This window comes from uncultured Sphingomonas sp., assembly GCF_937871615.1.
GTDB lineage: Bacteria > Pseudomonadota > Alphaproteobacteria > Sphingomonadales > Sphingomonadaceae > Sphingomonas.
The window spans coordinates 41,301-64,356 of the sequence record NZ_CALMPA010000017.1 but is presented as its reverse complement, the minus strand read 5'-3'; the positions used below and the strand labels follow the sequence as shown (position 1 = coordinate 64,356).

The following is a 23,056-nucleotide window of genomic DNA, read 5'->3' as shown; positions in this document are numbered from 1 at the left end:
GGAGCCAGTGAAACATCACGCAGCCCATTTGACGAGCGGTAAATGGAGGTGCCCATATATCTGCAAGTGCTCGGCAAACGAACCTGAACGCTTCAGCCCAAACCCGCACGGCCAAATACACAGATCAAACACATAATATGTTGGTCCGCGCGGCTTGCGCCGCGCCGGACTCCACCGGTCTTGCACACTCACGGCTATCGGGCTTCGTCGACCGCGGTGATTCAGTCGTTCAGCGCTTCCTTGATCGCCGCGAGTAGCGCGGGATCGTCCGGTGCCGTGCCGGGGCTGAAGCGAGCGGCAACCGTCCCATTGCGCGCGACGAGAAACTTCTCGAAATTCCACAATATTTCAGGTTCGGGATAGATCGGGATATTCTTAGAGGTCAGCCGTTCGCGCATTGCCGATCCTGCGTTGTCGGCCCGTTCCGGTTTGGCTTTTACCAACGCGTCGTAAAGCGGATGGCGGTCTTCGCCCGCAACGCTGATTTTTGCGAACATCGGGAAGGTCACGTCATAGGTGGAGGTGCAGAAGTGGACGATTTCGTCCTCAGTGCCCGGCTCCTGCGCCAGAAAGTTGTTGGCCGGAAAGCCCAGCACCACCAATCCCTGATCCTTATGGTCGCGATAGAGCCGCTCCAGCCCTTCATATTGCGGCGTCAGCCCGCATTTCGACGCGACGTTCACCACCAGCGCGACCGATCCGGCATAATCGGCCAGCGTCGCGGGCTTACCGTCGATCGTCTTGAGTGGGATGGTTTGAATTTTCGTGCTCACCGGCATTCCTTCTTTCATGTCAGTAGGTGATTCCCTTGGCCGCGAGCCGTGCATGCAGCGCGGGATCGACAGCATTCTCATGCGCCTTGCGTACCTGGACAAGCGAGGCGAGGGGGCATTCGACATAATGGATCGCGCGCCAGCCGTCCGGCTTGCGCCGCAACGTCATGCTGATCCGCACCGGGCCGCCGAACGGCTTCGGGTAAAGCCGGTTGCCGGGCAGGTACGTGCTCCAATTGGCGTGGAAAAATGCGATGGCGACATCCTCGCTCGCTTGCACCGCATGTAAATCGCGCCAGGTAAGCAGGCGTTCGGCCCTGGAACGGTCAACGCCCCAATAGCCGAGGATGGCGTCCCAGCCGATATGCGGTTCACACTCTTCCGCCAGATATAGTGCCTGTTCTTCGCTTTCATCCCACAACGCGCGCATCGCGGGCACATCATATTTGTTCCAGGCGGTGAAATAGGCGTCGAGAAACTCGGTCAACTCGGCGTGCAATGGGTTTGCCATGGCTCAGGCCCCCAATTTGCGTAGCGTAAGCGGACGGCGCGGGATGCTGACCGCCTTCTGACGGGTGTAGAATGCCTCTGCGGCACGGCCACCCTCCGCGCCGACGCCGGATTCGCGATAACCGCCGAACGGCGCGCGCAGATCGCGCATCATCGGGGTGTTGCACCAGATGGTGCCGGCGGAAATCCGCTCCTGCGCTTCCATGATCCGCGCGATGTCACGCGACCAGGCATAGCCGACCAGCCCGAACCGTGATTCATTCGCGATGCGATAGGCGTCCTCGTCCGTATCGAAGGGCATGATCGTGGCGAAGGGGCCGAAAATCTCCTCCTGACACAGTCGGTGCATATTGGAATCGACCTCCGCGATGGTTGGCTGGAAATAGAAGCCGCGATCGAACCCCGGTGCACGACCGCCACCGGCGAGGATGCGGGCGCCGCTGTCCTCGATTGTCGGGACGAAGCTCATCACATGATCGTAATGCTGCCGCGTCGCGAGCGGCCCCACCTCGGTCGTCGCGTCGCGCGGATCGCCGACGCGCACCTTCTTCGCCCGTTCGACGAACGCCTCGACGAATTGTTTGTAGATACCGCGTTGCACCAGCACGCGCGCGCCAGCCAGGCATTGCTGGCCGTTGTTGGTGAAGATGCCGATCAATGCACCGTCCAGCGCGGTGTCGAAATCCGCGTCGTCGAAGATGATGTTGGCGGATTTTCCGCCCAGTTCCATCACCGCAGGCTTCAGGTTCGCGCCGGCGGTCGACATGATGATCTTGCCGGTGCGCGTGCCCCCGGTGAACGAAACGCAATCCACGTCGGGATGCCGCACCAGCCGGTCGCCGACGCTGGCGCCGTAGCCGTTGACGAGATTGACGACGCCCGCCGGCAACCCCGCACTCTGGATCGCATCGATCAGCATGGTGAGGCCGAGCGGATCCTGCTCCGCCGGTTTCAGCACGCAGCTATTGCCGAACGCGATCGCCGAGGCGACCTTCATCGAGCCGAGCGCCAGCGGTGAATTCCATGGCGCAATCAGCGCGGCAACACCAACCGGCTCGCGGCGGACGTAGGTGAGATATTGCGGGTCCTGCTCGTACAGTTCCGCCGTCATCTGGCCGATATAATCCGCGAAGAAGCGGAAGTTGCCGGCCGCGCGGACGACCTGGCCGTTGCGGACCTGTGCGAAGGGAATGCCGGTATTGGCGCATTCCACATCGGCGATGCGATCCGCCGCGGCGTCGATCGCGTCGGCGCAGGCGCGCAACACTTCCTGACGTTTCTCCACGCTCGCGCGGCTCCATTCGCCGCGCTCGAATGCGGCGCGGGCCGAAGCGACGGCGCGATCGACCAGTGTATCCTCTGCCTCCGGCACCTCAGCGATGACTTGCTCGGTGGAAGGGTCAACCACCTGAATCGGCTTGCCCGTGCCGGTGATGCGCTCGGCATCGACGATTGCTGTTGGATGGATATTCATTGGCGGGAGATTCCTTCGTTTGGCAGGGCGAGCGCCTCGGCGAGGCGCGGAAGCCATTTGGCTTGATCGGGCTCGGCTGCGTCGATCTGACGACAGAGCGCGCGTGCGAGGCAGAGATTGGACGAGAGCAGCAATGCCCCCGCTGGTGGATCGGCGAGCAGCGCGAGTGACGGCATCCCGGTGCCGCTTAGCAGCACGACATCCACGTCGAGCGTGGCGAGTTCCGTCGCGATCGGGCGCGCATCGGCGGTGCCGAGCGAATAGATGCTGCGTGTGTCCGCGCTGCCGGTTTCGATCCGGCGGACCTCGGCAACCTCATAGCCGCGCGCGCGCCAATAGGCCGTGGCGGCGTCGGCCAGTTCTTGCGGATAGGGGGAGGCGAGCGCGATGCGCCGCGCGCCCGATCGGCGCAGTTCCGCGTCGATCGCGGCGGTGGCGGTGACGATCGGATAGCCGAAACGCGCCTCGAAATCGTCGAGCAGCGTGCGTTCGCGAGCGGGATCGACCAGATAGGATGAGCCGGTGCAGGCAAAACCGTATGCCGCCGGGCGCAACGTATCGAATTGCTCCAGCGCGCGATCCATGTGCTCGAGATAGTCGCGCAGCCGATCGAGCGGCTTTTTCGCCGTGCTGGTCAGCCGCGATGTAGCGAGCAGCACATTGGGCGGCATCAGCACGTGAAGCTCCGCCTCCACCGTCGGATTCGCTTGCGGCGTGCCGATGCCGACGACGCCGGCGCGACCGTAATCATAGCCCCCTGCGCTCATGCGATTTCGGCCGCCTTGCGCAGCCCCTCGATCATCGAACTGCGCAGCAGATGCGCGCGCGCCTCCGCGGGATCGCCGGCCGTGCGCTGAAGCGCGGCGAGCATCGCGCGCCGCTTGTCGTTGTCACGCTCCTGCATCCGGGCGCGGTTGCGATCGGCCTGGGTCAGTATCTCCTGCAATGCGATCGGGTGTCGGCGGCGCGTGTAGCGATCGAGATGTTCGATCGGCTCGCCGTCAAGCACCTCGGCCAGCGTCGAGATCAGCTCGAACGCGTCATGAATACCGCCGTTCATCCCCATACCGCCCGACGGCGAGTTCACATGCGCGGCATCGCCCGCCAGCAGGATGCGACCGTGGCGATAATCGTCCACGATCCGCATATGGATGCGATAAGGGCGGATTTCATCGACGATATGCCCCTCGGCGCACGGCGCGATTTCCTGTAATTTGCGCGCGATACTGGATGGCTGAAGCGCATCTTCGATCGTTTCGTCGCCATCGGGATAGAGGCTGCACCGCCACAGATCGGGCAACCGCAACAGGCTGAATGTGCCCTTTTCCTTCCAGACATAATTGACGTTCGACAGGCCGCTCAGATGCTCGTGGAACGGGAATCGCGTCGTCGCAAGGATGGTGGTCTCGGGGTAGGTCTTTCCTTCGAACGGAAGATCGAGCTTCCCGCGCACGACGCTCCGCGCACCATCGGCAGCGATCAGGTAGCTGCCGTCGAACTGGTGCAATTCGCCGGCTGCGTCGCGCGCTGTGACGGACACACCCTCCTCGGTCTGCGAGAAATCCTCCAGCGCCATGCCCATGCGGACATCGCCGCCCTCGGCTCGAACGCGATCGAGCAGGAGGCGGCACAGCACCGATTGCTTGCATTGCAGGCGATAGGGGTGGGCGGTGGCGTCGCCAATCACGGCGAGATCGAAGACGGCGCGCTCGCCGCTCGGGTGCATACGGACCTGCCAGGTCGAGCCGATCAGCCCCTGTGCGATCAGATCCTTGGCTACGCCGAGGGTGTCCAGCATATCCAGCGTTGGCGGATGGAAGGTGGACGCGCGCAGGTCGTCCGGCAGTTCAGCGCATTGCTCCAGCAACGTGAACGCGATTCCCCGCCGCAACAGCAGCAATGCCGCCGTTAGCCCCACTGGACCCGCACCCGCTATCAACACCCGTTTCATCGCGCTCGGCACCCTCCCTTGCAATCTCATTTGTACTAGATATAAGACTAATCAACCGTCGTAAACGCCTCTTGTCCAGTGGGTGTGAAGGTGGAAACGACGCGGTGGGCATGGATGCCGGTAGGAGATTGGGTGATGGCTGCGAATACGCTGCAAAGCGGGCATAACTCGGCGATCCCGGATATCGAGGCGCTCGCCCGACCGACACTGGATGAGCGCGGGCGCCAGCGCTTTTGCAGCGCGCTCCGCCGCTATGCGATTCAAGACATGCCGGAGATGGTGAAGCGCGATTTCGACGAGCGGGTGAAACCCCGTTTCGAGGCGCGCGGTGATGCGCTCGATAACGCTCTTGCCATCGAAAAGGCGATGAAGCCGGAAGCGTCCTACCGCTTCTATTCCACCCTGCGTTACAACGCGCAGGAAATGTGTTTCCAGTCAGTGCAGGATAGCGTCGAACGCGCGTTGCCGGAGATGATCGACGTTGCGCGGGACGCTGCGGCGCGGAGCCCGGCGGGCGGATCGCTCCGCCTCGATCCGGCGCTGGAAATGCCGCGCTATCTCACCGCGCAGGACGTGCATCTGACGCCGGGTTGCTTTCATAACGAGTGGGTTGAGGATGATGTGGCGCAGGGCGCCGTCGTCAGCCTTGGCGCGCGCGTGTTTTCAGCGACGATGAGTTATCGGAGCTGGGGTGGTGTGGCGCGTGTCATCAGCCGGTGGATCAAGCATGAGCGTCCCGATTTCCGCCCGTTGCGGATTCTCGATATCGGCACATCTTCCGGCAAGAATCTTGTTCCTTATGTAGAGGCGTTTCCCGGCGTTGAGGCGCATGGCGTCGATCTCGGCGCGCCGCTGCTGCGCTGGGGCCATGCGATCGCGGAGCATGAGGGCGTGCCGGTCCATTTCAGCCAGCAGAATGCGGAGTCGCTGGATTTTCCGGACGGGCATTTCGATCTGATCGTCTCCAGCTTCTTCTTCCATGAAATCCCGGTGAAGGCGACGCGCAACGTCCTCAAGGAATGTCGCCGTCTGCTGCGACCGGGCGGCCTGATGGTGCACCAGGAATTGCCCGCGACCGGGCTGGTCGATGCCTGGGAAGATTATTTCTGGAACTGGGATACCGACAATAACAATGAGCCGTTCTATACGGCTTTTCGCGCGCAGGATCCGATCGCGCTGATGGCTGAGGCCGGTTTCGACCGCGCGCGCAGCTTCGCGCAGATTCTGCCGGACGTGAACACCTATCCCGACCGTTACGGGGCTTTCGCTTGGGATGAGCCGGGGCGTCCACGGCACGGCAAGGGCGGCTGGTACGTCTTCGGCAGCAGCCTGCCGCAATAACATCCGCAAATAATCAGACATTTCAGGGAAAAGGGACGCCAGTGGAAAAGCGAACGGGGGAATTATACCGTTGGTATGTCGTCGTCCTGTTGTTGCTGGTCTTCGTCCTTTCCTATTTTGACAGGTATATCCTGTCGCTGCTGGTCGAGCCGATCAAAAAGGCGATGGGCCTGAGCGATTTTCAAATCGGTCTTCTGATGGGGCCGGCCTTTTCGATCTTCAATGTGCTGGTGACGATCCCGCTGGGCGTGATGGCGGACAGGACGAGTCGTAAATGGCTGCTGGTCGCGGGCATCGTCATCTGGTGCATGATGACGACGATGAGCGGCTTTGCGATGAGCTTTCTGCCGCTGCTGTTCTTCCGCTTCGGGCTTGGGCTGGGCGAGGCGGTGGTCAGCCCGTGCTCGGTGTCGATAATCAGCGACTATTTCGGTCGGAAGGAACGTGCCAGGGCGATCAGCCTCTATATGGCCGGGCCATATCTGGGGGCGGGCCTCGCGTTTTTGGCCGGCGGCTATCTCGTGTCCACGCTGCATGACGCCGGGCCGATGGAATTGTTCGGCATGGGGCATTTCGAGCCCTGGCAGCTTGCCTTTTTCTTCGTCGGTATCCCAGGGCTGCTGTTCGCCATATTGATGCTGACGGTGCGCGAGCCGGCGCGGACGGAGAAATTGAGCCGGCAGGATGGCCCGCAGGCCAGCGCCGTGCGCTACATGCTCAAGCGCTGGCGTGGTTTCGGCGCGCTGACGCTTGGTGCCACCTGCAATTTCGCGATGAGCACGCTGACGCTGTGGAATGTGCCGTTGTTCCAGCGCGTCCATGGCTGGAGCATCGGCGAAATCGGGGCGGTGACGGGCCTATTCTATTTCACCGCCGGCCCGATCGGAACGGCGATCGCGCTATGGGCCAGCAAGGCGCTGGGTAAGGGAAAGGAGGACGGTGCGATGCGCGTCCTCATCCTCGGGCTGTTCATCACCGTGCCGATGAGCGCGCTCTATCCGATCCTGCCGTCCGCACAAATGGCGGTGGTTGCGATGTTTCTCGCGTTTATCGGCAAGTCCGTTGCCACCGCCGGTGGGCCGGCCGCGCTTCAGATGATTACGCCGGGCGAGATGCGCAGCCGCTCGGTCGCGATCTTCAATACGGTGATTACGCTGATTGGCCCACTGCTTGGCCCCCCGCTGATCGGCGCGGCGACCGACTGGATGGGGACACCCAAGGCGATCTCGATCGCGTTGAGCGGGTTCGTCTTGTTGGTCGGTATTCCGTCGCTGTTGTTTGTCTGCCTGGGCCTCAAGCATTATCGCGCGCTGGCGCAGGATATGGCCGGCAATCTGATCGCCGAGGATCAGGCAGAGACGGTAACCGGAAACGCGGCGCCGGCAACGGCGTGAACGCCATATTCGAGCGGGCGGCGGTTCGGAATGCTTGATTTCGACCGTCGCAGATGATTTGATATATAAATAGAACATTTGATCCGCCGCCCTGCGGTCGGAAAGGGAGAGTGAAGTGAGTTCAGCGCCGGTGATTCGAGAAGGAGCCGACTCCTGTCAGCGATGGGATCTTCTCATCGTGGGCGGTGGGTCTGCGGGGCTGCCGGCGGCCATTTTCGCGGCGCGGCGCGGCGCGCGGGTGTTGCTGGTCGAGCACGCCGACAAACTTGGCGGATCGTTATGGGTCGCGACAGGGCAGATGAGCGCTGCGGGAACCCGGCTCCAGCGCGAGCGGGACATCGACGATACGCCGGACCTGCATTTCGAGGATGTGATGCGGATCAGTCGCGGCACCGCCAATCCGGGGCTGGTGCGCCGCGCGGTAGACCATGCTGCCGCGACCTTCGACTGGCTGATGGACGAGGGGTTCGAGCCGTTGCCGGAGCATCCCGTGACGGGTTTCGGCCATGAGCCGTATCGCCTGCCGCGTTACTATTGGGGGAGCGAGGGCGGCATCACGATCAAGAACGTGTTGGTCCCGATCGTGGAGCAACTGGAGCGCGATGGAGCGGTGACTGTGTTGCTCAGTCACGCTGTCACGGCGCTGACGACCGATGATACGGGCGCTGTCATTGGTGCGTCGGTGCGCAGCCCGGATGGGAAAGTGCGCGATATCGCCGTGCAGGCTGTGCTGCTGACATGCGGTGGCTATGCCGGCAATCCCGAGGAGTTCGCCGCGCGTAACGGGATGCCGCAATATAACGCCTCGCCGTGGCCGTTCTCGCGTGGCGCGGGGCTGGCGCTGGGTGAGGCAGTTGGCGGCTTTGCGCGCGGGGTGGAAAATCTGTTCTGCAACTTCGGCACGCTGTTCAACACCAATAATTTCCCGGCGAAACCCGTCGGCCGGATCGAGCATTTCCCTGAGCGGCGACAGCCGTGGGAAATCTATGTCAACGCCGCCGGCCGGCGTTTCGTCCGCGAGGATATCGACAGCGTCGATGCGCGCGAGATGGCGTTGTTCCAGCAACCCGATCAGCGTTACTGGATCATCTTCGATCACCGCATCCTGACGGAAGCGCCGCCCATCGTGCAGGGCTGGACGCGCGAACAGGTCCGCGCCGCTGTCGATGAAGGCGGCCCGGCATTCCTGACGGCGGACAGCCTGACCGCGCTGGCGGACAAGGCGGGGATCGACGCGGATGGCCTGCTCAAATCGGTTGAGGGGTTCAATTACGGTGTTCAGACCGGGAAGGACTTCTTCGGGCGGACGCATCATCCGCTGCCGATCGCGGAGGGGCCGTTCCACGCGATCCGTATGCAGGCGAGTTCGATTTCGAGTTCGATCGGGCTGGCGGTGGATGATGAATTGCGCGTGATCCGGCGTGATGGTTCGCCGATCGCCAACCTCTATGCCGCCGGAGAGATACTCGGTTCGAGTCAGACCATGGGCAAGGCGGCTTGCGGGGGCATGATGGTCACACCGGCAATGACCTTTGGCCGGTTGCTGGGCGATCACCTCATCCCGCTGGAGCTTGGCCGATGACGCTGCCGATCCTTACCGCTCTGCCGGGTGAGCGGCGCGGCTATGTCGATGGGCCGGACGGGCAATTGCACTATCGCAGCCATGGAGACGGGCCACCCGTGGTTCTGATTCATCAGGCGCCATGGGCGTCGATCCAGTTTCGCCATGCACTGCCGATGCTTGCACGCGCGGGCTATCGCGCAATCGCGCTCGACCTGCCCGCGCACGGTATGTCCGATCCGCCGGCAAGGCCGGGGATCAACGCCTATGCCGCTGCGATCGGCGCGCTGATCGACGGGCTGTCGCTCGGTCCTTGCCTGCTGATTGGTCATCGCGGCGGCGGGCTGGCGGCGGGGCATATCGCGGCGGAGCGGCCCGCGCTGGTAGTGGGACTGGTGCTGGACAATGCGCCGTATCTTTCCGCCGCCGAGCGGGCGGAGCGCATCGGTCGCTTCCCGGACAATCAGCAAATTGCACCGGATGGCAGCCACTTCACCGATCGCTGGGCATGGGTGCGCCGGGTCGGTGATCCGGATTGGAGCGACGAGACCGTCCATGTCTCTGTCGCCACCTATTTCATGCACGGCCCGTGGAAGGAGCACGGCCATTCGGTCATCCCGCTTCATGATTTCGAGCGCGACGTGCCGCGCATATCCTGCCCGACGCTGATCCTGGCGAGCCGCACCGATCCGTTGTTTCCATCGGGTGGGCGGCTGCGCACCGCGCGACCGGACTGGAGCTATGCGGAACTGCCCGGCGGGCCGGGGATGGTGCTGGACCGGACGGATGAATGGATCGAGCCGATATTGGAGTTCGCAATGAAGGCAGTTGGTTGATCGGCTCGCAAAAACCAGTTTACAAGCGTTTTAATTGATATAGTAATATGACAAATAACGGTGCTGCGGGACGGAGCCGTTGTTTGTTCCGCGTAGCGGCTCAGGCCTCGCGCCAAAATCAGGTTTCAGGGAGATGGTCATGCTTCTCAATTCGCCCAAATTCGGATTCTTCATCGGAGCGATCCTGCTCTCAGGCACGTCGGCATTCGCGCAGACGGCTGAGCCGGCGGGCGCCAGTGATGCCGATGCGGATATTGTCGTCACCGCACAGCGCCGCGCCGAGCGCCTCCAAGACGTGCCGCTCGCGGTCAGCGCGATCACCAGTGACGACATGAAGGTGCGTCAGATCAACAATACGCTTGATCTGGTAAACTATGTGCCGAACCTGATCGGGCATAACAACACCGCGCTTGGCACCGCCAACACCTATTCGCTGCGTGGCCTTGCCAATACGGAATCTATTTCCACCTTCGATCCGCCGGTTGGCACTTATGTCGACGATATCTATATCGCCCGTCAGGGCGCCAACAATTTCTCGTTCTTCGATATCGAGCGGGTCGAGGTGCTTCGTGGGCCGCAGGGCACGCTGTTTGGCCGTAACACCACGGGTGGCGCGATCAACGTCATCCTGCGCAAGCCAAGTGACCATATCACCGGCTTCGCCGATGCGAGCTACGGTCGCTATAATCGTGCGCAGCTCCGCGCTTCGATCGATTTGCCGGTAAGTGAGAAGCTGCTGACCAAGCTCTCCGGCTATTATATTCGCTCTGACGGGTATGTGGACAATCGGGTAACCGGCCAGAAGCTCAACGGCGAAAAGAGCTGGGGCGTGCGCGGCGCGCTGCGGGCGCTTCCGTCCGATACGGTGACCTGGGATCTGGCGGCGAGCTACACCTATTCCTCGGTTGCGAACCTGCCCAATTTCCGTGACGCTAAAACCGGCGACCGGATCAGCTTCACGCCGCTGCTCAGCAACAAGGGGCTCGGCACGGGGCTTGTCTCGCCCGGTCTGGCCGATATCCCGGCGGGCAACGTCGCTCGTTCGGCGCTGTTCAGTTCGAACATCCAGGTCGATGTCGGCGACGATGCGGCGCTCAACTTCATCACTGGCTATTCGTACATGCGCCAGAAATACATGACCGACAGCTTCGCCGGGCTGAGCAGCGCGAGCGTAGTGTTTGACGGCGTGAACTTCATCTCCGGCGCGCGCGGCACCTCCACGCCGCTCGTGAACGATAGCTGGAGCAAGCAGTTCAGCCAGGAAATCAAGGTAACTGGCAAGGCGTTCAACGATATTCTGAGCTATGTCGGTGGTTTCTATTACGTCAACGAGCGTAACTGGACGAATTTTGCCAATATCTCGGTTCCGCTTGCTGGCGCGGCAACGGTGAGCGGCGATCGTGTTATGCGCAACAATACCGAGGCCTATGCGGGTTATTTCCAGGGCGACGTGCATCTGGCGCCGCAACTGACCTTCACGGCCGGTATCCGTTATACGGACGAAGACAAGACGATCGCATATACGCCGAACGCCAGCCCGCTTGCGCGCTCCTCGGCGATCAATCAGCCATTCAATACGCAGGATGTGCTCAACGCCGGCATTCCGGTGGAACTGCGATCGAAAGTGTGGACGCCGCGTTTCGCGCTCAACTACAAGATCACGCCCGATGTGATGGTGTTCGGATCGGTGACCAAGGGCTTCAAGTCCGGCGGCTGGAACTCGCGTGCCTATTACGCAGTGGGCGCGGCGGCCTTCACCAAGGAAACGATCTGGTCCTATGAAGGTGGTATCCGGTCTGAGTTCTTCGATCGCAAGGTCAAGATCAACCTTACCGGCTTCTATTTCATGGATTATGAGGCGCAGCTTCCGGGTGGCGGCTATAATCTGCTCACCAACACGATCACCTATCTGACGCGTAACGTGGCGGATATGGAGAATTACGGACTTGAAGGCGAAATCAGCTTCAACCCGGTTCGCAGCCTGAATCTGTTCTGGAATTTCGGCCTGCAACACGCACGCTATACGAATCTCAATCAGGCGACGAAGGATCAGATCGCGCGCTGCCTTGGTGGTACTTATGCGAATAACTGCAACACCGGCATCGTCACGCCGGCTGGCGGCGTCGCTGAGCCGACCCGTGCGCCGCGCTTCACCTCGACGCTCGGCGGTAGCTACAGCTTCGATCTCGGCGGCGGCTATTCGCTGCAACCGAGCGCGAACTGGAATTATATCAGTGGCACCTGGGTCGCGACCTCGAACGACAAGGCTGGCTTCCAGCCGGCGCATAGCCTGGTCAACGCGGGGCTGACACTCGGGTCTGACAGCGGATGGTCGTTTGGCGTGGAATGCAGCAATTGCTTCGACTCCACCTATAAGACGTCGTTCCTGATCTATCCGTATCTCAACAATCCCGGCACGTGGATGGCCCGGGCGCGCTATAACTTCTAAGCATATGATGTAGCTTGGCAGGGTGGGGGAGCTGATTGGCTCTCCCGCCCTGCTTCTTTTGCGGAGGCGAACGGCGATGGCGGACGCGAGGAAAAGCGATGTGAAGCTCCCGCGGGTGAGCAAGGGGAAGCGATCGCGCTTCTTCGATGATCCCGCGATCGACCAGATGATGACGTGCTTTCTCGAACTGATGGCGGAGTTCTCCGCGATGCGCGAGCGGCAGGATACCGTCGAGCGCCTGCTGGAGGAGAACGGCGTCGTAACGCGTTTCGATATCGAGGCATATCGGCCGAGTGCCGACGTTGAGGCGGAACGCGCGAACTGGAACAACGGCTTCATCCGCCGCGTGATGCGGCTTCACGATCCGGATTGAGCGTGACCAGCTATCCGCATCTGTTTTCGCCGGTCCGCGTGGGCGGTCATGATCTGCCGAACCGTATCGTCCACGCTTCCACCTCGACCCATTATTGTGTGGATGGCCGCGTCACCGATCGGCTGATCGATTATTACGCCAATCGCGCGCGCGGCGGTGCGTCGTTGTTGGTGAGCGAGCCGATGGCGATGCTGCCGTGGCAGACCCTCCCGACGCGGCCGCAGGTGCTCTCCGGCGTCAATGCCGATGCGCTGGCGCGATGGGCCGAGACCGTCGCGCGCGAAGGCGGCCTGATGCTTGGTCAGGTGCAGGACAACGGGCGTGGTTTTCGCGCCGGATTCCGCAATCTCGCTGCGCGCGGGGCCTCTGCGCTGCCGGATGATCTGAGCTGGACAGTGCCTGAGGCGCTCTCCACCGCCGATGTCCATGCGATGATCGAGTGCTTCGTCGCAAGTTGCGCCAATCTCGCCAAGGCGGGGTTTGCCGGTGTCGAGATTTCGGCAGGGCACGGGCATTTGTTTCATCAATTCCTCTCCGCCCACTCCAACCGGCGCGAGGATGAGTTCGGCGGCGATCGGGATGGGCGGACGCGGCTGTTGCGGCTGCTGATGCAAAGTATCCGCCAGACCTGCGGCGTGGGCTTCATGATCGGGGCCAAGCTGCCCGCCTGGGATGGCATCGACGGTGGCATTGATGAAGTGGAGGCGGCGCGGATCACCGCGCTGCTTCACGCCGAAGGCGCGATGGATTATCTGACCTATTGCTGGGGTAGCCATTCGGACACGCTCTACACCCATCTGCCCGACAACCATGGGCCGCGCTTGCCCTATGTCGATACGATCCAGCGGCTCGGTCGCGCGGCGCCGGGTGTCCCGCTGGGTGCGCTGGGGCTCATTACCGATCCCAATGAAGGCGAGCGGATTGTCCGTGATGGCCTCGCCGATCTGGTGATGCTCGCCCGCCCGCTGGTGACAGATCCGGCATGGCCGTTGAAGGCGCGGGAAGGGCGCGAGGCGGAAATCCGCTATTGCGTTTCCTGCAATACCTGCTGGCATATGATTACCTCCGGGCGAGGGCTGTTATGCGACAACAATCCCCGCGTTGGCGCGGTCGATGAAGCGGATTGGCGGCCCGAGCGTGCCGCCGTGCCACGCAGGATCGCCGTGGTCGGTGCAGGCATCGCGGGGCTGGAGGCGGCGTGGGTCGCCGCCGCGCGCGGGCATGAAGTTCATGTGTTCGGCGCATCCGATGAGCCGGGCGGCAAGACACGGCTGCACGCGAATCTGCCGGGCGGCGAGGGGCTGAGCAGCATCTATGATTATCAGCATCTGGCCGCCCGGCGTCATGGGGTGCATTTCCATCTCGGGCAGCGTGCGGATGTGGATGCGATACTGGCGCTAGCCCCCGATGTGGTGATCCTTGCCACCGGATCGACGCCCGCATGGCCGGCATTCCTCCCGGAGGATTGGCGCGACGAGGGGCTTGTTCCCGATCTGCGCGAGGCGGTCAGGCAATTGGCCGCTTATCCCGCCCGCAATCCGGGCAACGCGGTGATATGGGATGAAGATCACGGCGCGTTCACCTATGACGCAGCCGAGTTCCTTGCCGATCGCTTCGATCAGGTGACGATCCTCACCCCACGCGATCGCATCGCCAGCGATGAATCGCTCGTCGTGCGGCAGGGGGTTTATCATCGACTTTATCGTAAAGGGGTGAAGATCATCACCTCTGTCCGTCCGCTGCCGATGCCGAAGATCGAGGAAGGCGAAATCGCCTATGCCAATATCTTCAGCGGCGCGCAGCAGGCGCTGCGCGACGTTTCCTTCTTCACTTACGCCACCGCGCGCGTGCCGGATGATGCGCTGGCGCCTGCGCTGCGCGCGGCGGGGGTGGAGGTTCGCGTCATCGGTGATTGCAAAGCGCCGCGCATCGCGCTGACAGCCACGGCGGAAGGCTATCGTGCGGCCATGGAACTATAGGAGTAGTGGTCATGTATCCCGATCTGGAAGGCAAAGTGGCGATCGTCACGGGGGCGGGCCGTCGTAAGGGGTTGGGCGAGGCGATCGCCCGCAAGCTGGCCGAGGACGGGGTGAAACTGGTGATCCACGATCTCGGCAGGGTGGAGGGCAATATGGCGCCCGCGCACGGCGTCGGCTCGACCGAGGAGATGGCGGCGGTCGCGGATGATCTGCGCCGGATCAATCCCGACGTTGCCACCTTCCAGGCCGACATGCGTGAGGAAGCGCAGGTAGAAGCGCTGGTCGCCTATGCGGTGGAGCGGTTCGGCAAGCTCGATATCCTCGTCAACAATGCGGGGGTCGGCTATCTCTTTGGGCCATTGGTCGACGCGACGCAGGAGATGTGGGACACGGTGATGAACGTGAACCTGCGGGGCGCTTTCTTCGCGACCAAATATGCGGTGCGGCAGATGTTGAAGCAGGAGGTGCAGCCGGGCTGGGGGCGTGGCCGCGTGGTCTCGATCGGCAGCCGGGGATCGAAATCCGGTTCGGCGCTGACCTCCTCCTATATCGCCTCGAAGCACGGGCTGGTCGGCCTCACGCGCTCCGCCGCGATCGAGCTTGGGCCGCAGGAGATCACCGTCAACGCGGTCTGCCCCAATCACGTCACGACCGGGCTGGGAAGCTGGCAGAACGATTATATGGCGAAGGCGCGCGGGCAGACGCTGGACGAGTATATGGCGGCGATGCGCGGGCGTATCCCGCTCGGGCGGGTCGGCGATCCGGGCGACACCGCCAATGCTTGCGCTTTCCTGTGTTCCGGGCAGGCCCGTTATATCACCGGCGAAGCGATGAACGTGTCGGGCGGTGAGGAAATGCATTGAGCCGAGGCCCGGCGGGCGCGGATCGCTCGCCGGGCGTGCGGGCCGGTCAACTGTGGGTGGCGTCCAGCGCGGCCAATGCCGCTGCGCCGATATATTCGTCCTGCTCCGCCGTGCCGCCCGATACGCCGATCGCGCCTGCGACAATTCCATCGCTGGTCTTGATCGGCAGGCCGCCCGCCATCGGCAGATATTCGGTCAGCGCGAGCAACGCGGGATCGGCTGGCACGCGTTCAGCCAGCGCCCGGCTTGGTGCGCGGAGGAGCGCTGCCGTGCGTGCCTTGCGCAACGCGACATCCGCGGTGAGCAACCCGGCGCCATCCATTCGCTGGAGCGCAAAGGGAAATCCGGCCGCGTCGGTTACGGCGATGGTCATTGCCAGGCCTTCTTTCGTGGCGGCGGAAATGGCGGCGTCAATCAATTGGCGGGCGTCATTGCTATCGATAAATGGCTTGAGCACCATTGAAACAGAACCTTTCTTGTTGCGAAGCGCGTTTGGAAAGCTCACCGCGTGGCGGCGCAATTGCGGACCGAGCCGCATACGAATTTCGAGGAGAGTTTTTCTTGCGACGTGAAACCGACGAAGTTGTCGCGGTGGCGCGCGGCCAGGCGGTGCCGCTCTATCATCAGATATTCCTGCAATTGCGCGAGGAAATTACCAGCGGTGAGCGGGCTTTCGGTTCGCGAATGCCGACCGAGCAGGAGGTTTCCGCCCAGTTCGGCGTATCGCGCATTACGGCGCGCCGCGCGCTGGACGAACTGGCCGACAATCATCTGGTCGAGCGTAAGCGCCGTGTCGGCACCACCGTGGTGTTCCGTTCGCCCGCAAAGCCGATTCAGGGAAATATCGAACAGGCGCTCGACTCGCTGCTCACCTTTGGCCGCGCGACCAAGGTGGAACTGCTGGAGGTCGAAACGGTGGCCGCGCGGCCGCCGATCGACGAGGCGCTTGAGGTTCCCGTGAACAGCGAGGTGCTGCGCGTCGTTCGTATGCGCGGGATGGACGGCCTGCCTGTTGGGCATTTCGTCAGCTACATTCCCGCAGCCCTCGGCGCGAAGATGACGCGGGCCAAGCTGAAATCCACCCCGATGCTGGCGCTGCTGGAGGAAGCAGGCGTGCATATCGGCGCGGCCAGGCAGACGATCTCCGCCACACTGGCCGATGCCGCGCTGTCGGCGGTGCTTCAGGTGGATATTGGTTCTCCGATCCTGCGGGTCAGCCGTACCGTGCTCGATACCAATGGGGTGCCGGTGCAGCATATTCTCGCCCAATACCGGCCCGATCGCTATCAGATCCGCCTTGATCTCAATTCTCCAGCCTCGGCGTCGCAACTGCTGTGATGGCCGATTATTTGATATAGAGATATAACAAAAAAGCTGACATAGCCACCCCTCGGAATGGTCATCGAGCGGAGGGAATGGGTATGAGCGATTGGACGACCTTTACCGATCCACAGCTGCTGCGGATCGTCGCCACCACCGCGACGGTGCCGCAACTCGATCGCGCGCTTGCCTGTTACGCTGACTATTTCGACTATCGCGCGCTGGAAAGCGGCACGCTTGACGCCGGATTGGCGGCAAGCTGGGGGCGGGGCGATAGCGCGGGCGCACGCTATGTTGTCATGCAGGCGACGGGTGAGACGGATACATATGTTCGCCTTGTCGAGGCGCCGCCCGTCCCCGGCTATCGTCCGCTTACTTCCTTCGGCTGGACCGCCTTCGAGATCATCGTCGATGATGTGTACGCGCTAGCCGAGCGGCTCGCGGATTCGCCGTTCAAGATCATCGGACCGCCCAAGCCCTTGCAGTTCATGCCTTCGATCATCGCGATGCAGGTTGTCGGGCCGGGTGGGGAGTGTCTCTACTTCACGACGGAAACCGGCGATCGTGAGACGTCGATCCTGCCGCCGCCGAGCGGCCCGATCGGGCGGACCTTCATCGTCGTCTGCGCCGGTCCCGATTTCAACGCGATGCTGCGTTGGTACGTCGATCGCTTTTCGCTGCGTGAACGGCCTGTGCGGCAGAGCAAGGTTGATATCATTCAGCACGCGCAGGGGCTCGCCGCCGATCATGCGATCGAATTGAGCGCGATCGGTATGCGGCAGCGCGGCAATCTGATCGAACTCGATGGCTATCCGGTCGGGCCGGATATGGTCGCCGGCGTGCGGCCCGGTGATCCGTCGCGGCTGCCGCCGGGCAATGCGCTGGTCACGCTCGAGGTCGAGAGCCTGGATTCCGTCGCCGGGCTTTCGATCGCGCCGCCGGCATCGCGCGCGGAAGCGATCTACAACGGTCGGCGGACATGCACGATCGTCGGGCCAGCCGGTGAATTACTCGAACTGATCGAGGCCGGTTGATTTGTATCAATGATAGGTCAAATTGGCTTGCGGTTCGCCGCGTGCCATGCTTTTCTCGGTCGATAAGTTTCCCAGGAGAGCCGTAATGAAGGTTCGCGATTTGCAGCATGCCTTGCTGCCCGAAACCAGCACGGAGCAACGCAGCCGGCAGGAAGCCGTAGTCGGTCTGCGCCGCTTGCTCAACGCGCACGTCCGCCCGCGCAATGTCGAGGCCTTCGCGGCAGAGGCCAAGCCCGCGTTCGTCGAAAAGCACGGTCGCGCACCGCAATCGCCGGATGAGGTTCAGCGCGCTTTCCTGATGTCGCCGAGCTACCGCCGCTGGAGCGCTGCCAATCGCGCGGCGCAGGAGATGATCTGGGTCTCGGTCGGTGAGCCGATCTACCGCGATCTCGATCGTATGCGTGATGCAACGCGGACGCTGATGAACGCGCCCGATCGCAAGGGCAGCCTCAATCTCGATCCGGCTTATGATCCGTCGACGGAGGTTGCCGCGGTCGATATCCATCTCCAGCCGGGCGGCTATGCGATGGATAAGGGCGACGACGATGTGATCGCGGGTGCGCTGTATGAATGTGGCGGTAATGTCTTTTCCTTCGGGCAGGGGATCGGTCGCGGCGACAGCAAGGCGGGCGTGGTCCTCAAACTGCTCGACGAGCATTTCGACGGTTTCCGACCGAAGCGCATATTGGATATCGGCTGCTCGGCCGGCGCGGCGTCCGCTGCTTATGCCGCGCATGATCCCGATGCTGAGGTGCACGCGGTCGATATCGGCGCCGCGATGCTGCGTTATGCTCATGCGCGTGCGGAATCACTAGGCGTCGGAGTCCATTTTCATCAGATGGACGCGGCTGAGATGGGCTTCGCCGACGCCAGCTTCGATCTGGTCGTCTCCCACAACGTCATGCACGAAATCGGCGAGGGAAAGCGCCGTGCGATGATGCGTGAAGCGCGCCGCCTTGTCCGCCCCGGCGGCATCGTGATTCATCAGGATGTCGCAATCCGCAACCAGCCCAGCATCGTCCATCAGGTCGAGCGGGATTGGGATACTCATTTCAACGGCGAGGTGCACTGGAACACCTATGCCACCGCCGATCTGCGTGCCGACATGCTTGCCGCGGGCTTTGCCGCCGAGGAGATCGTCGAACATGATCTCGCCGCGTTGCAGGGGTTCGCCGGCAATCGCTGGTACGCGATCAGTGCAAGGAAGCCTGCATGACGACGACTAGTACGGAGGCGCTGACCGCGCTTATTCATTCCGCGCGCGGTAATCGCCCCAAAAGTCTTGGCTGCGGGGAAGCGGAGGATGTGCTCAATATCGCGCTGGCGCTGCTGATCGAATTGTCGGTATCGAACGACCGGATCGATCGGCTGGAGCGGCTGGTCGCTGACCTGCGTGGTGAACCTGTGTCGGCGTTGCGCGATATCGCTTATGATGGAGACCCCGCGCAGGAACGTCGCGAGGCGATGGATGCGCTGCTGATGCGCGCGCTGCGCATCTTTCTCGACCCGCGCGATCAAGCGGAGGCGTTAACCTCCTGATTTTCGCCCGGCTCCTCCCTTGGGCGGAAAAAAAAGGCCCGGTCAGAATAGCTTCCGACCGGGCCGTTCAATATCTAGCTTCGCTCAGGCGGCTTGCGGGCGCCAGCAATCCACCAGTTCGCTCGCGGTGGCAAACCAGATTGCGTCGTCCGTCGCCAGTCGGCCAAGCAGCGTCTCGAACGCGTCCATGCGATAGGGCAGGCCGGTGATATAAGGCGTCAATGTGAAGGGCAGTACGCGGCCCGCGCCATATTGCGCCGCTTCCGCCGTCAGCCATGCAAGCGCGTCTTCGATCTGCTGGGCTACGCTGTCCATCGACTGTTGCTGCACGGCGATCATCTGCCGATCGGACAGTTCGTGGTTGAATGGTACGCTGACGATCGGGCCGGCTTCCGTTGACGCGATATAAGGGAGATCGTCGTTCACCCAGTCGCACATGAAATCAAAGCCCGCCTCGACCAGCAGGCGGGGCGTGTTGAAGCTCTGCGAGCGGGCGATTGATTGCCAGCCGCGTGGCGCCGCGCCCATCGCCTTCGCCAGCGTATCGCGCGCCGCGGCGATCAGCGCGCGTTCCTCTTCTTCGGAGATGCCGCCGGCGATCGTGCCGTTCATGTCGGTCGAATGGGCGATGATCTCATGCCCGCCGCTCAGTATGTCGGCGATGATCGAGGGATAACGCTCCGCGATTACTGAATTCACCGCGATCGTTGCTTTCACCCCGGCCTTGGCGAAGGCGTCGAGCAGGCGATAAAAGCCCACCCGCGTTCCATATTCGCGCGCGGTATAGTGACGGTAATCGGGATAGGGCGTCACCATATGGCCCGGCGCGCGGAACGGTTTGTCGTCCGGCGTGATCGGAAACCATTCGAGGTTGACGAGCAGCGTCACCGCGACCTGCTTGCCGCCGGGCCAGTGGACCGGCTTGCGCGAGGGCATGGGCGAGGGGGCGTAGAGGTCGTGATCCATCCCCTCGCGGCGGCGCGGATATTCCAGATAAGCGGGGTCGAGCGTCATGCTGATGCCTTTGCGTAACGGGCTGCATCGGCGACTGCGGCGTCATAGCCGTTGCCGAGGAAATGATCGGCGATATCGCCCGATCGGGTGATCCACGCGCGGCCATCGGCGGCGATGTGGCGCAGCACTTCCTCGAACGGGCCGATGCGATGCGGCTGACCGATCAGATAGCTGTGCAGCGGAATGCACATCACCGTACCGGAGTTCTCGCCCTCCGCCGCCAGTCGCTCATATTGCCGGATCAGCGTGTCGGCATATTCGCGCGGGCTCATATTATAGACGAAGAAACCATAATGGTCGTTCACCTCGATGCTGTATGGCATCGACACGAGGCGCCCCTGCTTCACATGCACCGGCCCCGGCTGATCGTCATGATAGAGATCGCAGGTATAGGTCATGCCATATTCGGCGATCAGATCGAGGGTGCGTGGCGTGTGCGTCAGCGCCGGTGCGAGCCAGCCCTTGATCGTCTGGCCGGATGCTTCACGGACCGTCCTGATCGAATCCTCGATGATGGCGCGCTCCTGCGCCTCATCCATGCCGTAGCTGTAGCGTGTATTGTAAATGCCGTGGCTGAAGAACTCCCAGCCGAGTTCATTCGCATTGGCGACGACATCGGGGTGGTGCTGGCACAGCGCGACCGAGAGCGACACCGATCCCTTGAACCCGTGTTTTTCCATCACCTCGGCCATCCGCCAATGACCGATACGGTTGGCATAATCGCGGTGACCATAGCCCAGCACATCCGGATGCGGCTTCGTCCAGCTCTTGCGGTGCGGATTGGCCGGAGGGTCGATCTCATAATATTCGAGATTGGGGGACACCCACACCGCGACCTTCTTGCCTTCCGGCCATTCCAGCTTCTCGCGATCGCGATAGGGCCGGAAATCATAGAGGCCGGGATCTTTCTCGCCCTCGCGCATCAGCGTGCCTCCAGCCAGTCGATTACCGACTGCACCGGCTCGACATCGGCATATTTGAGCTGAAGGTCGGTCAGATTGGCGAAGTGATAGCTTTCGTGCTTGTCTGCGCAGGTCTCGATCGGGACGATGGTGCGATAGCCTCGGCTGAGGCTGTCCACCGCCGTCGCGCGGATGCAGCCGGAGGTCGAGCCGCCCGTCACCACGACGGTATCGACCTTGTGCCACACCAGCAGGCTTTGCAGCGGCGTTTCAAAAAAGGCGGAAGGCATTCGCTTGGTGTAGATCGCGTCGCGCTCGTGATCGATCTCGCAGCGATCGTCGAACTGGTGGCGGCGCGAATCATATTTGATGTTCTGGAGCGAATCCGGCGTATCCGTTCGCGTTCCCCACACGCCGGCGTCGCTTGCATCCTTCATGTACGCCACATGCGTCCAGATGACCGGCATCCCCTTTTCGCGGGCAAGACGGGAGATGGTGTTGGCATATTCGATCTGGCGCGGATCGGTTTCATAGGCGGTCTTGAATTCGTCGATCCGGGTATAGGCATTCTGGAAATCGACGTTCACGATCGCCAGCCGTTCGCCGAAGCCAAACTTCGTCCGCGCGGGGTTGGCCATCACCTCTTCAAATATCTGGCGGGCGGTTTTCTCCTCCCGGATCATCTTGGTGCCGATCGTCATGCCGCAGTCTCCATGGAATTTGACCGAGATTCAGGAACGAAACCGAGCGGCAGCCCGGCATCGGGAGTGAAGCCGTAAAGCGGCTCGCCGGGCAGCGCGGCGGCGATGATCTTGCGGACTTCCAGTAGCTTGGGAAGGTCGATGCCGGTTTTCAGCCCCATCGTCTGAAGCATGAAGACCAGATCTTCGGTCACGATATTGCCGCTCGCGCCTGGCGCGAAAGGGCAGCCGCCGATGCCGCCCAGCGAGGAATCGACCGTCTCCAGCCCCATTTCCAACGCGGCGAGCACATTGGCGAGGCCAAGCCCACGTGTGTTGTGCAGATGAATGCCGGTGAGCGCTTTGTCGCCAATCGTGTGGCGCACCGCGCGCACCATATCTTTCACCGCTTTCGGATCGGCATAGCCGGTGGTGTCCGAAAGCCCGACCTCGTCGCAGCCCGCTTCCATCAGTTGTTCCGCGAGACCGAGGATTTGCGGCAGCGGGATCGCGCCTTCCAGCGTGCAACCGAATACGGTCGAAAGGCTGCCCTCGAAATGCGGACGCTTGCCCGTCGGCTGCGCGGCGACCAGCGCGGCGATGGCGCGCGCCTCGTCGATCACCTGCGCATGGGTGCGGCGCAGATTGGCGAGGCTGTGCGTTTCGGAAACCGACAGCGGCAGGGTGAGCTTGTCCGCGCCCGCGGCGATCGCCGCCTCGGCGCCGCGCAGATTGGGCACGAGAACTGCCACGGTCAGCCCCGGAATGGTCTTGGCGTAAGCGACGATTTCGGCAGTATCGGCGAGCTGCGGGAGCAGTTTGGCGGGAACGAAGCTGCCCACTTCGATCTCCCGCACGCCAGCCGCCGCCTCGGCTGCGATCCATGCCTTTTTGACGTTCGTGGGCAGGATGCTCTTGATGCTTTGCAGGCCGTCGCGCGGGCCGACCTCGCTGACCAATATCTCGGGTGTCATCAAACCTCTGCTTGCCTTATTGTCCTATTTCTATATCAAATGATGCCGGATTGTCGAGACGCACTCAACGCGAAAGCCGAGAAACAGGG

The 23,056-nt window shown here is 62.4% G+C and carries 22 protein-coding genes; 12 read left to right on the top strand and 10 right to left on the bottom strand.

The window, feature by feature from the left end; genetic code table 11:
* Nucleotides 1–221 precede the first annotated feature (221 nt).
* The 5 genes from Q0316_RS03545 to Q0316_RS03525 are packed head-to-tail and all read right to left on the bottom strand — an operon-like array spanning nt 222 to nt 4,708.
* Nucleotides 222–773, bottom strand: coding sequence for a glutathione peroxidase (locus tag Q0316_RS03545; protein WP_298669792.1), 552 nt, complete (start codon nt 771–773; stop codon nt 222–224).
* A 19-nt stretch (nt 774–792) separates the two neighbouring features.
* Nucleotides 793–1,284 carry a nuclear transport factor 2 family protein gene (locus Q0316_RS03540; RefSeq protein ID WP_298669790.1) on the bottom strand — a complete coding sequence of 164 codons (492 nt, stop codon included), beginning with the start codon at nt 1,282–1,284 and terminating at the stop codon, nt 793–795.
* Between the two features lie 3 nt (nt 1,285–1,287).
* Nucleotides 1,288–2,757 (bottom strand): aldehyde dehydrogenase, encoded by a 1,470-nt coding sequence (locus tag Q0316_RS03535; protein ID WP_298669788.1) that lies wholly within the window; start codon nt 2,755–2,757, stop codon nt 1,288–1,290.
* Entirely contained in the window at nt 2,754–3,524 is a 771-nt protein-coding gene (locus tag Q0316_RS03530) for a hypothetical protein (protein ID WP_298669786.1), read from the bottom strand. Before Q0316_RS03530 ends, Q0316_RS03535 begins: the two co-directional genes overlap by 4 nt.
* Nucleotides 3,521–4,708: an FAD-dependent monooxygenase gene (locus Q0316_RS03525; protein WP_298669783.1), complete on the bottom strand. Its 1,188-nt coding sequence runs from the start codon at nt 4,706–4,708 to the stop codon at nt 3,521–3,523. Before Q0316_RS03525 ends, Q0316_RS03530 begins: the two co-directional genes overlap by 4 nt.
* A 135-nt stretch (nt 4,709–4,843) precedes the next feature.
* On the opposite strand from Q0316_RS03525, the gene Q0316_RS03520 reads away from it, so the two are divergent.
* The 8 genes from Q0316_RS03520 (at nt 4,844) to Q0316_RS03485 (ending at nt 15,504) form a co-directional block, all read left to right on the top strand.
* Nucleotides 4,844–6,049, top strand: a complete 1,206-nt coding sequence (locus tag Q0316_RS03520; RefSeq protein ID WP_298669781.1) for a class I SAM-dependent methyltransferase — start codon at nt 4,844–4,846, stop codon at nt 6,047–6,049.
* A 41-nt stretch (nt 6,050–6,090) separates the two neighbouring features.
* The gene (locus tag Q0316_RS03515) at nt 6,091–7,443 is read left to right on the top strand and encodes an MFS transporter (protein ID WP_298669779.1); all 1,353 of its coding nucleotides are present in this window, start codon (nt 6,091–6,093) and stop codon (nt 7,441–7,443) included.
* A 178-nt stretch (nt 7,444–7,621) separates the two neighbouring features.
* On the top strand, nt 7,622–9,025 hold the full coding sequence (locus tag Q0316_RS03510) for an FAD-binding protein (protein ID WP_298669776.1): 1,404 nt from the start codon (nt 7,622–7,624) through the stop codon (nt 9,023–9,025).
* The gene (locus Q0316_RS03505) at nt 9,022–9,840 is read left to right on the top strand and encodes an alpha/beta hydrolase (protein WP_298669772.1); all 819 of its coding nucleotides are present in this window, start codon (nt 9,022–9,024) and stop codon (nt 9,838–9,840) included. The genes Q0316_RS03510 and Q0316_RS03505 overlap by 4 nt, the downstream gene beginning before the upstream one ends.
* Before the next feature lie 139 nt (nt 9,841–9,979).
* Nucleotides 9,980–12,289: a TonB-dependent receptor gene (locus tag Q0316_RS03500; RefSeq protein ID WP_298669769.1), complete on the top strand. Its 2,310-nt coding sequence runs from the start codon at nt 9,980–9,982 to the stop codon at nt 12,287–12,289.
* 76 nt (nt 12,290–12,365) lie between these two features.
* Nucleotides 12,366–12,662 carry a hypothetical protein gene (locus Q0316_RS03495; RefSeq protein ID WP_298669766.1) on the top strand — a complete coding sequence of 99 codons (297 nt, stop codon included), beginning with the start codon at nt 12,366–12,368 and terminating at the stop codon, nt 12,660–12,662.
* A 2-nt stretch (nt 12,663–12,664) separates the two neighbouring features.
* Nucleotides 12,665–14,641: an FAD-dependent oxidoreductase gene (locus tag Q0316_RS03490; RefSeq protein WP_298669763.1), complete on the top strand. Its 1,977-nt coding sequence runs from the start codon at nt 12,665–12,667 to the stop codon at nt 14,639–14,641.
* A gap of 11 nt (nt 14,642–14,652) precedes the next feature.
* Nucleotides 14,653–15,504: an SDR family NAD(P)-dependent oxidoreductase gene (locus tag Q0316_RS03485; RefSeq protein WP_298669761.1), complete on the top strand. Its 852-nt coding sequence runs from the start codon at nt 14,653–14,655 to the stop codon at nt 15,502–15,504.
* 46 nt (nt 15,505–15,550) lie between these two features.
* Here the strand turns inward: Q0316_RS03485 and Q0316_RS03480 are convergent, their stop codons facing one another.
* Nucleotides 15,551–16,042: a heme-binding protein gene (locus Q0316_RS03480; RefSeq protein ID WP_298669759.1), complete on the bottom strand. Its 492-nt coding sequence runs from the start codon at nt 16,040–16,042 to the stop codon at nt 15,551–15,553.
* A gap of 23 nt (nt 16,043–16,065) precedes the next feature.
* Here Q0316_RS03480 and Q0316_RS03475 point away from each other — a divergent pair, with 23 nt between their 5' ends.
* The 4 genes from Q0316_RS03475 (at nt 16,066) to Q0316_RS03460 (ending at nt 19,397) form a co-directional block, all read left to right on the top strand.
* A complete protein-coding gene (locus Q0316_RS03475; RefSeq protein WP_298669756.1) occupies nt 16,066–16,842 on the top strand; it encodes a GntR family transcriptional regulator in 777 nt (258 codons plus the stop codon).
* 83 nt (nt 16,843–16,925) lie between these two features.
* Complete coding sequence (locus Q0316_RS03470; protein WP_298669753.1) at nt 16,926–17,858, top strand: VOC family protein; 933 nt, start codon at nt 16,926–16,928, stop codon at nt 17,856–17,858.
* Between the two features lie 85 nt (nt 17,859–17,943).
* Nucleotides 17,944–19,074 (top strand): class I SAM-dependent methyltransferase, encoded by a 1,131-nt coding sequence (locus tag Q0316_RS03465; RefSeq protein ID WP_298669750.1) that lies wholly within the window; start codon nt 17,944–17,946, stop codon nt 19,072–19,074.
* Nucleotides 19,071–19,397, top strand: a complete 327-nt coding sequence (locus Q0316_RS03460; RefSeq protein ID WP_298669748.1) for a hypothetical protein — start codon at nt 19,071–19,073, stop codon at nt 19,395–19,397. The genes Q0316_RS03465 and Q0316_RS03460 overlap by 4 nt, the downstream gene beginning before the upstream one ends.
* A gap of 84 nt (nt 19,398–19,481) precedes the next feature.
* On the opposite strand, the gene Q0316_RS03455 is transcribed toward Q0316_RS03460, so the two are convergent.
* The 4 genes from Q0316_RS03455 to Q0316_RS03440 are packed head-to-tail and all read right to left on the bottom strand — an operon-like array spanning nt 19,482 to nt 22,967.
* Entirely contained in the window at nt 19,482–20,411 is a 930-nt protein-coding gene (locus tag Q0316_RS03455; protein ID WP_298669745.1) for a polysaccharide deacetylase family protein, read from the bottom strand.
* The gene (locus Q0316_RS03450) at nt 20,408–21,334 is read right to left on the bottom strand and encodes a polysaccharide deacetylase family protein (RefSeq protein ID WP_298669742.1); all 927 of its coding nucleotides are present in this window, start codon (nt 21,332–21,334) and stop codon (nt 20,408–20,410) included. The genes Q0316_RS03455 and Q0316_RS03450 overlap by 4 nt, the downstream gene beginning before the upstream one ends.
* Nucleotides 21,334–22,014, bottom strand: a complete 681-nt coding sequence (locus tag Q0316_RS03445; RefSeq protein WP_298669739.1) for an isochorismatase family protein — start codon at nt 22,012–22,014, stop codon at nt 21,334–21,336. Before Q0316_RS03445 ends, Q0316_RS03450 begins: the two co-directional genes overlap by 1 nt.
* Nucleotides 22,011–22,967 carry a hydroxymethylglutaryl-CoA lyase gene (locus tag Q0316_RS03440; protein WP_298669737.1) on the bottom strand — a complete coding sequence of 319 codons (957 nt, stop codon included), beginning with the start codon at nt 22,965–22,967 and terminating at the stop codon, nt 22,011–22,013. The genes Q0316_RS03445 and Q0316_RS03440 overlap by 4 nt, the downstream gene beginning before the upstream one ends.
* Nucleotides 22,968–23,056 lie beyond the last annotated feature (89 nt).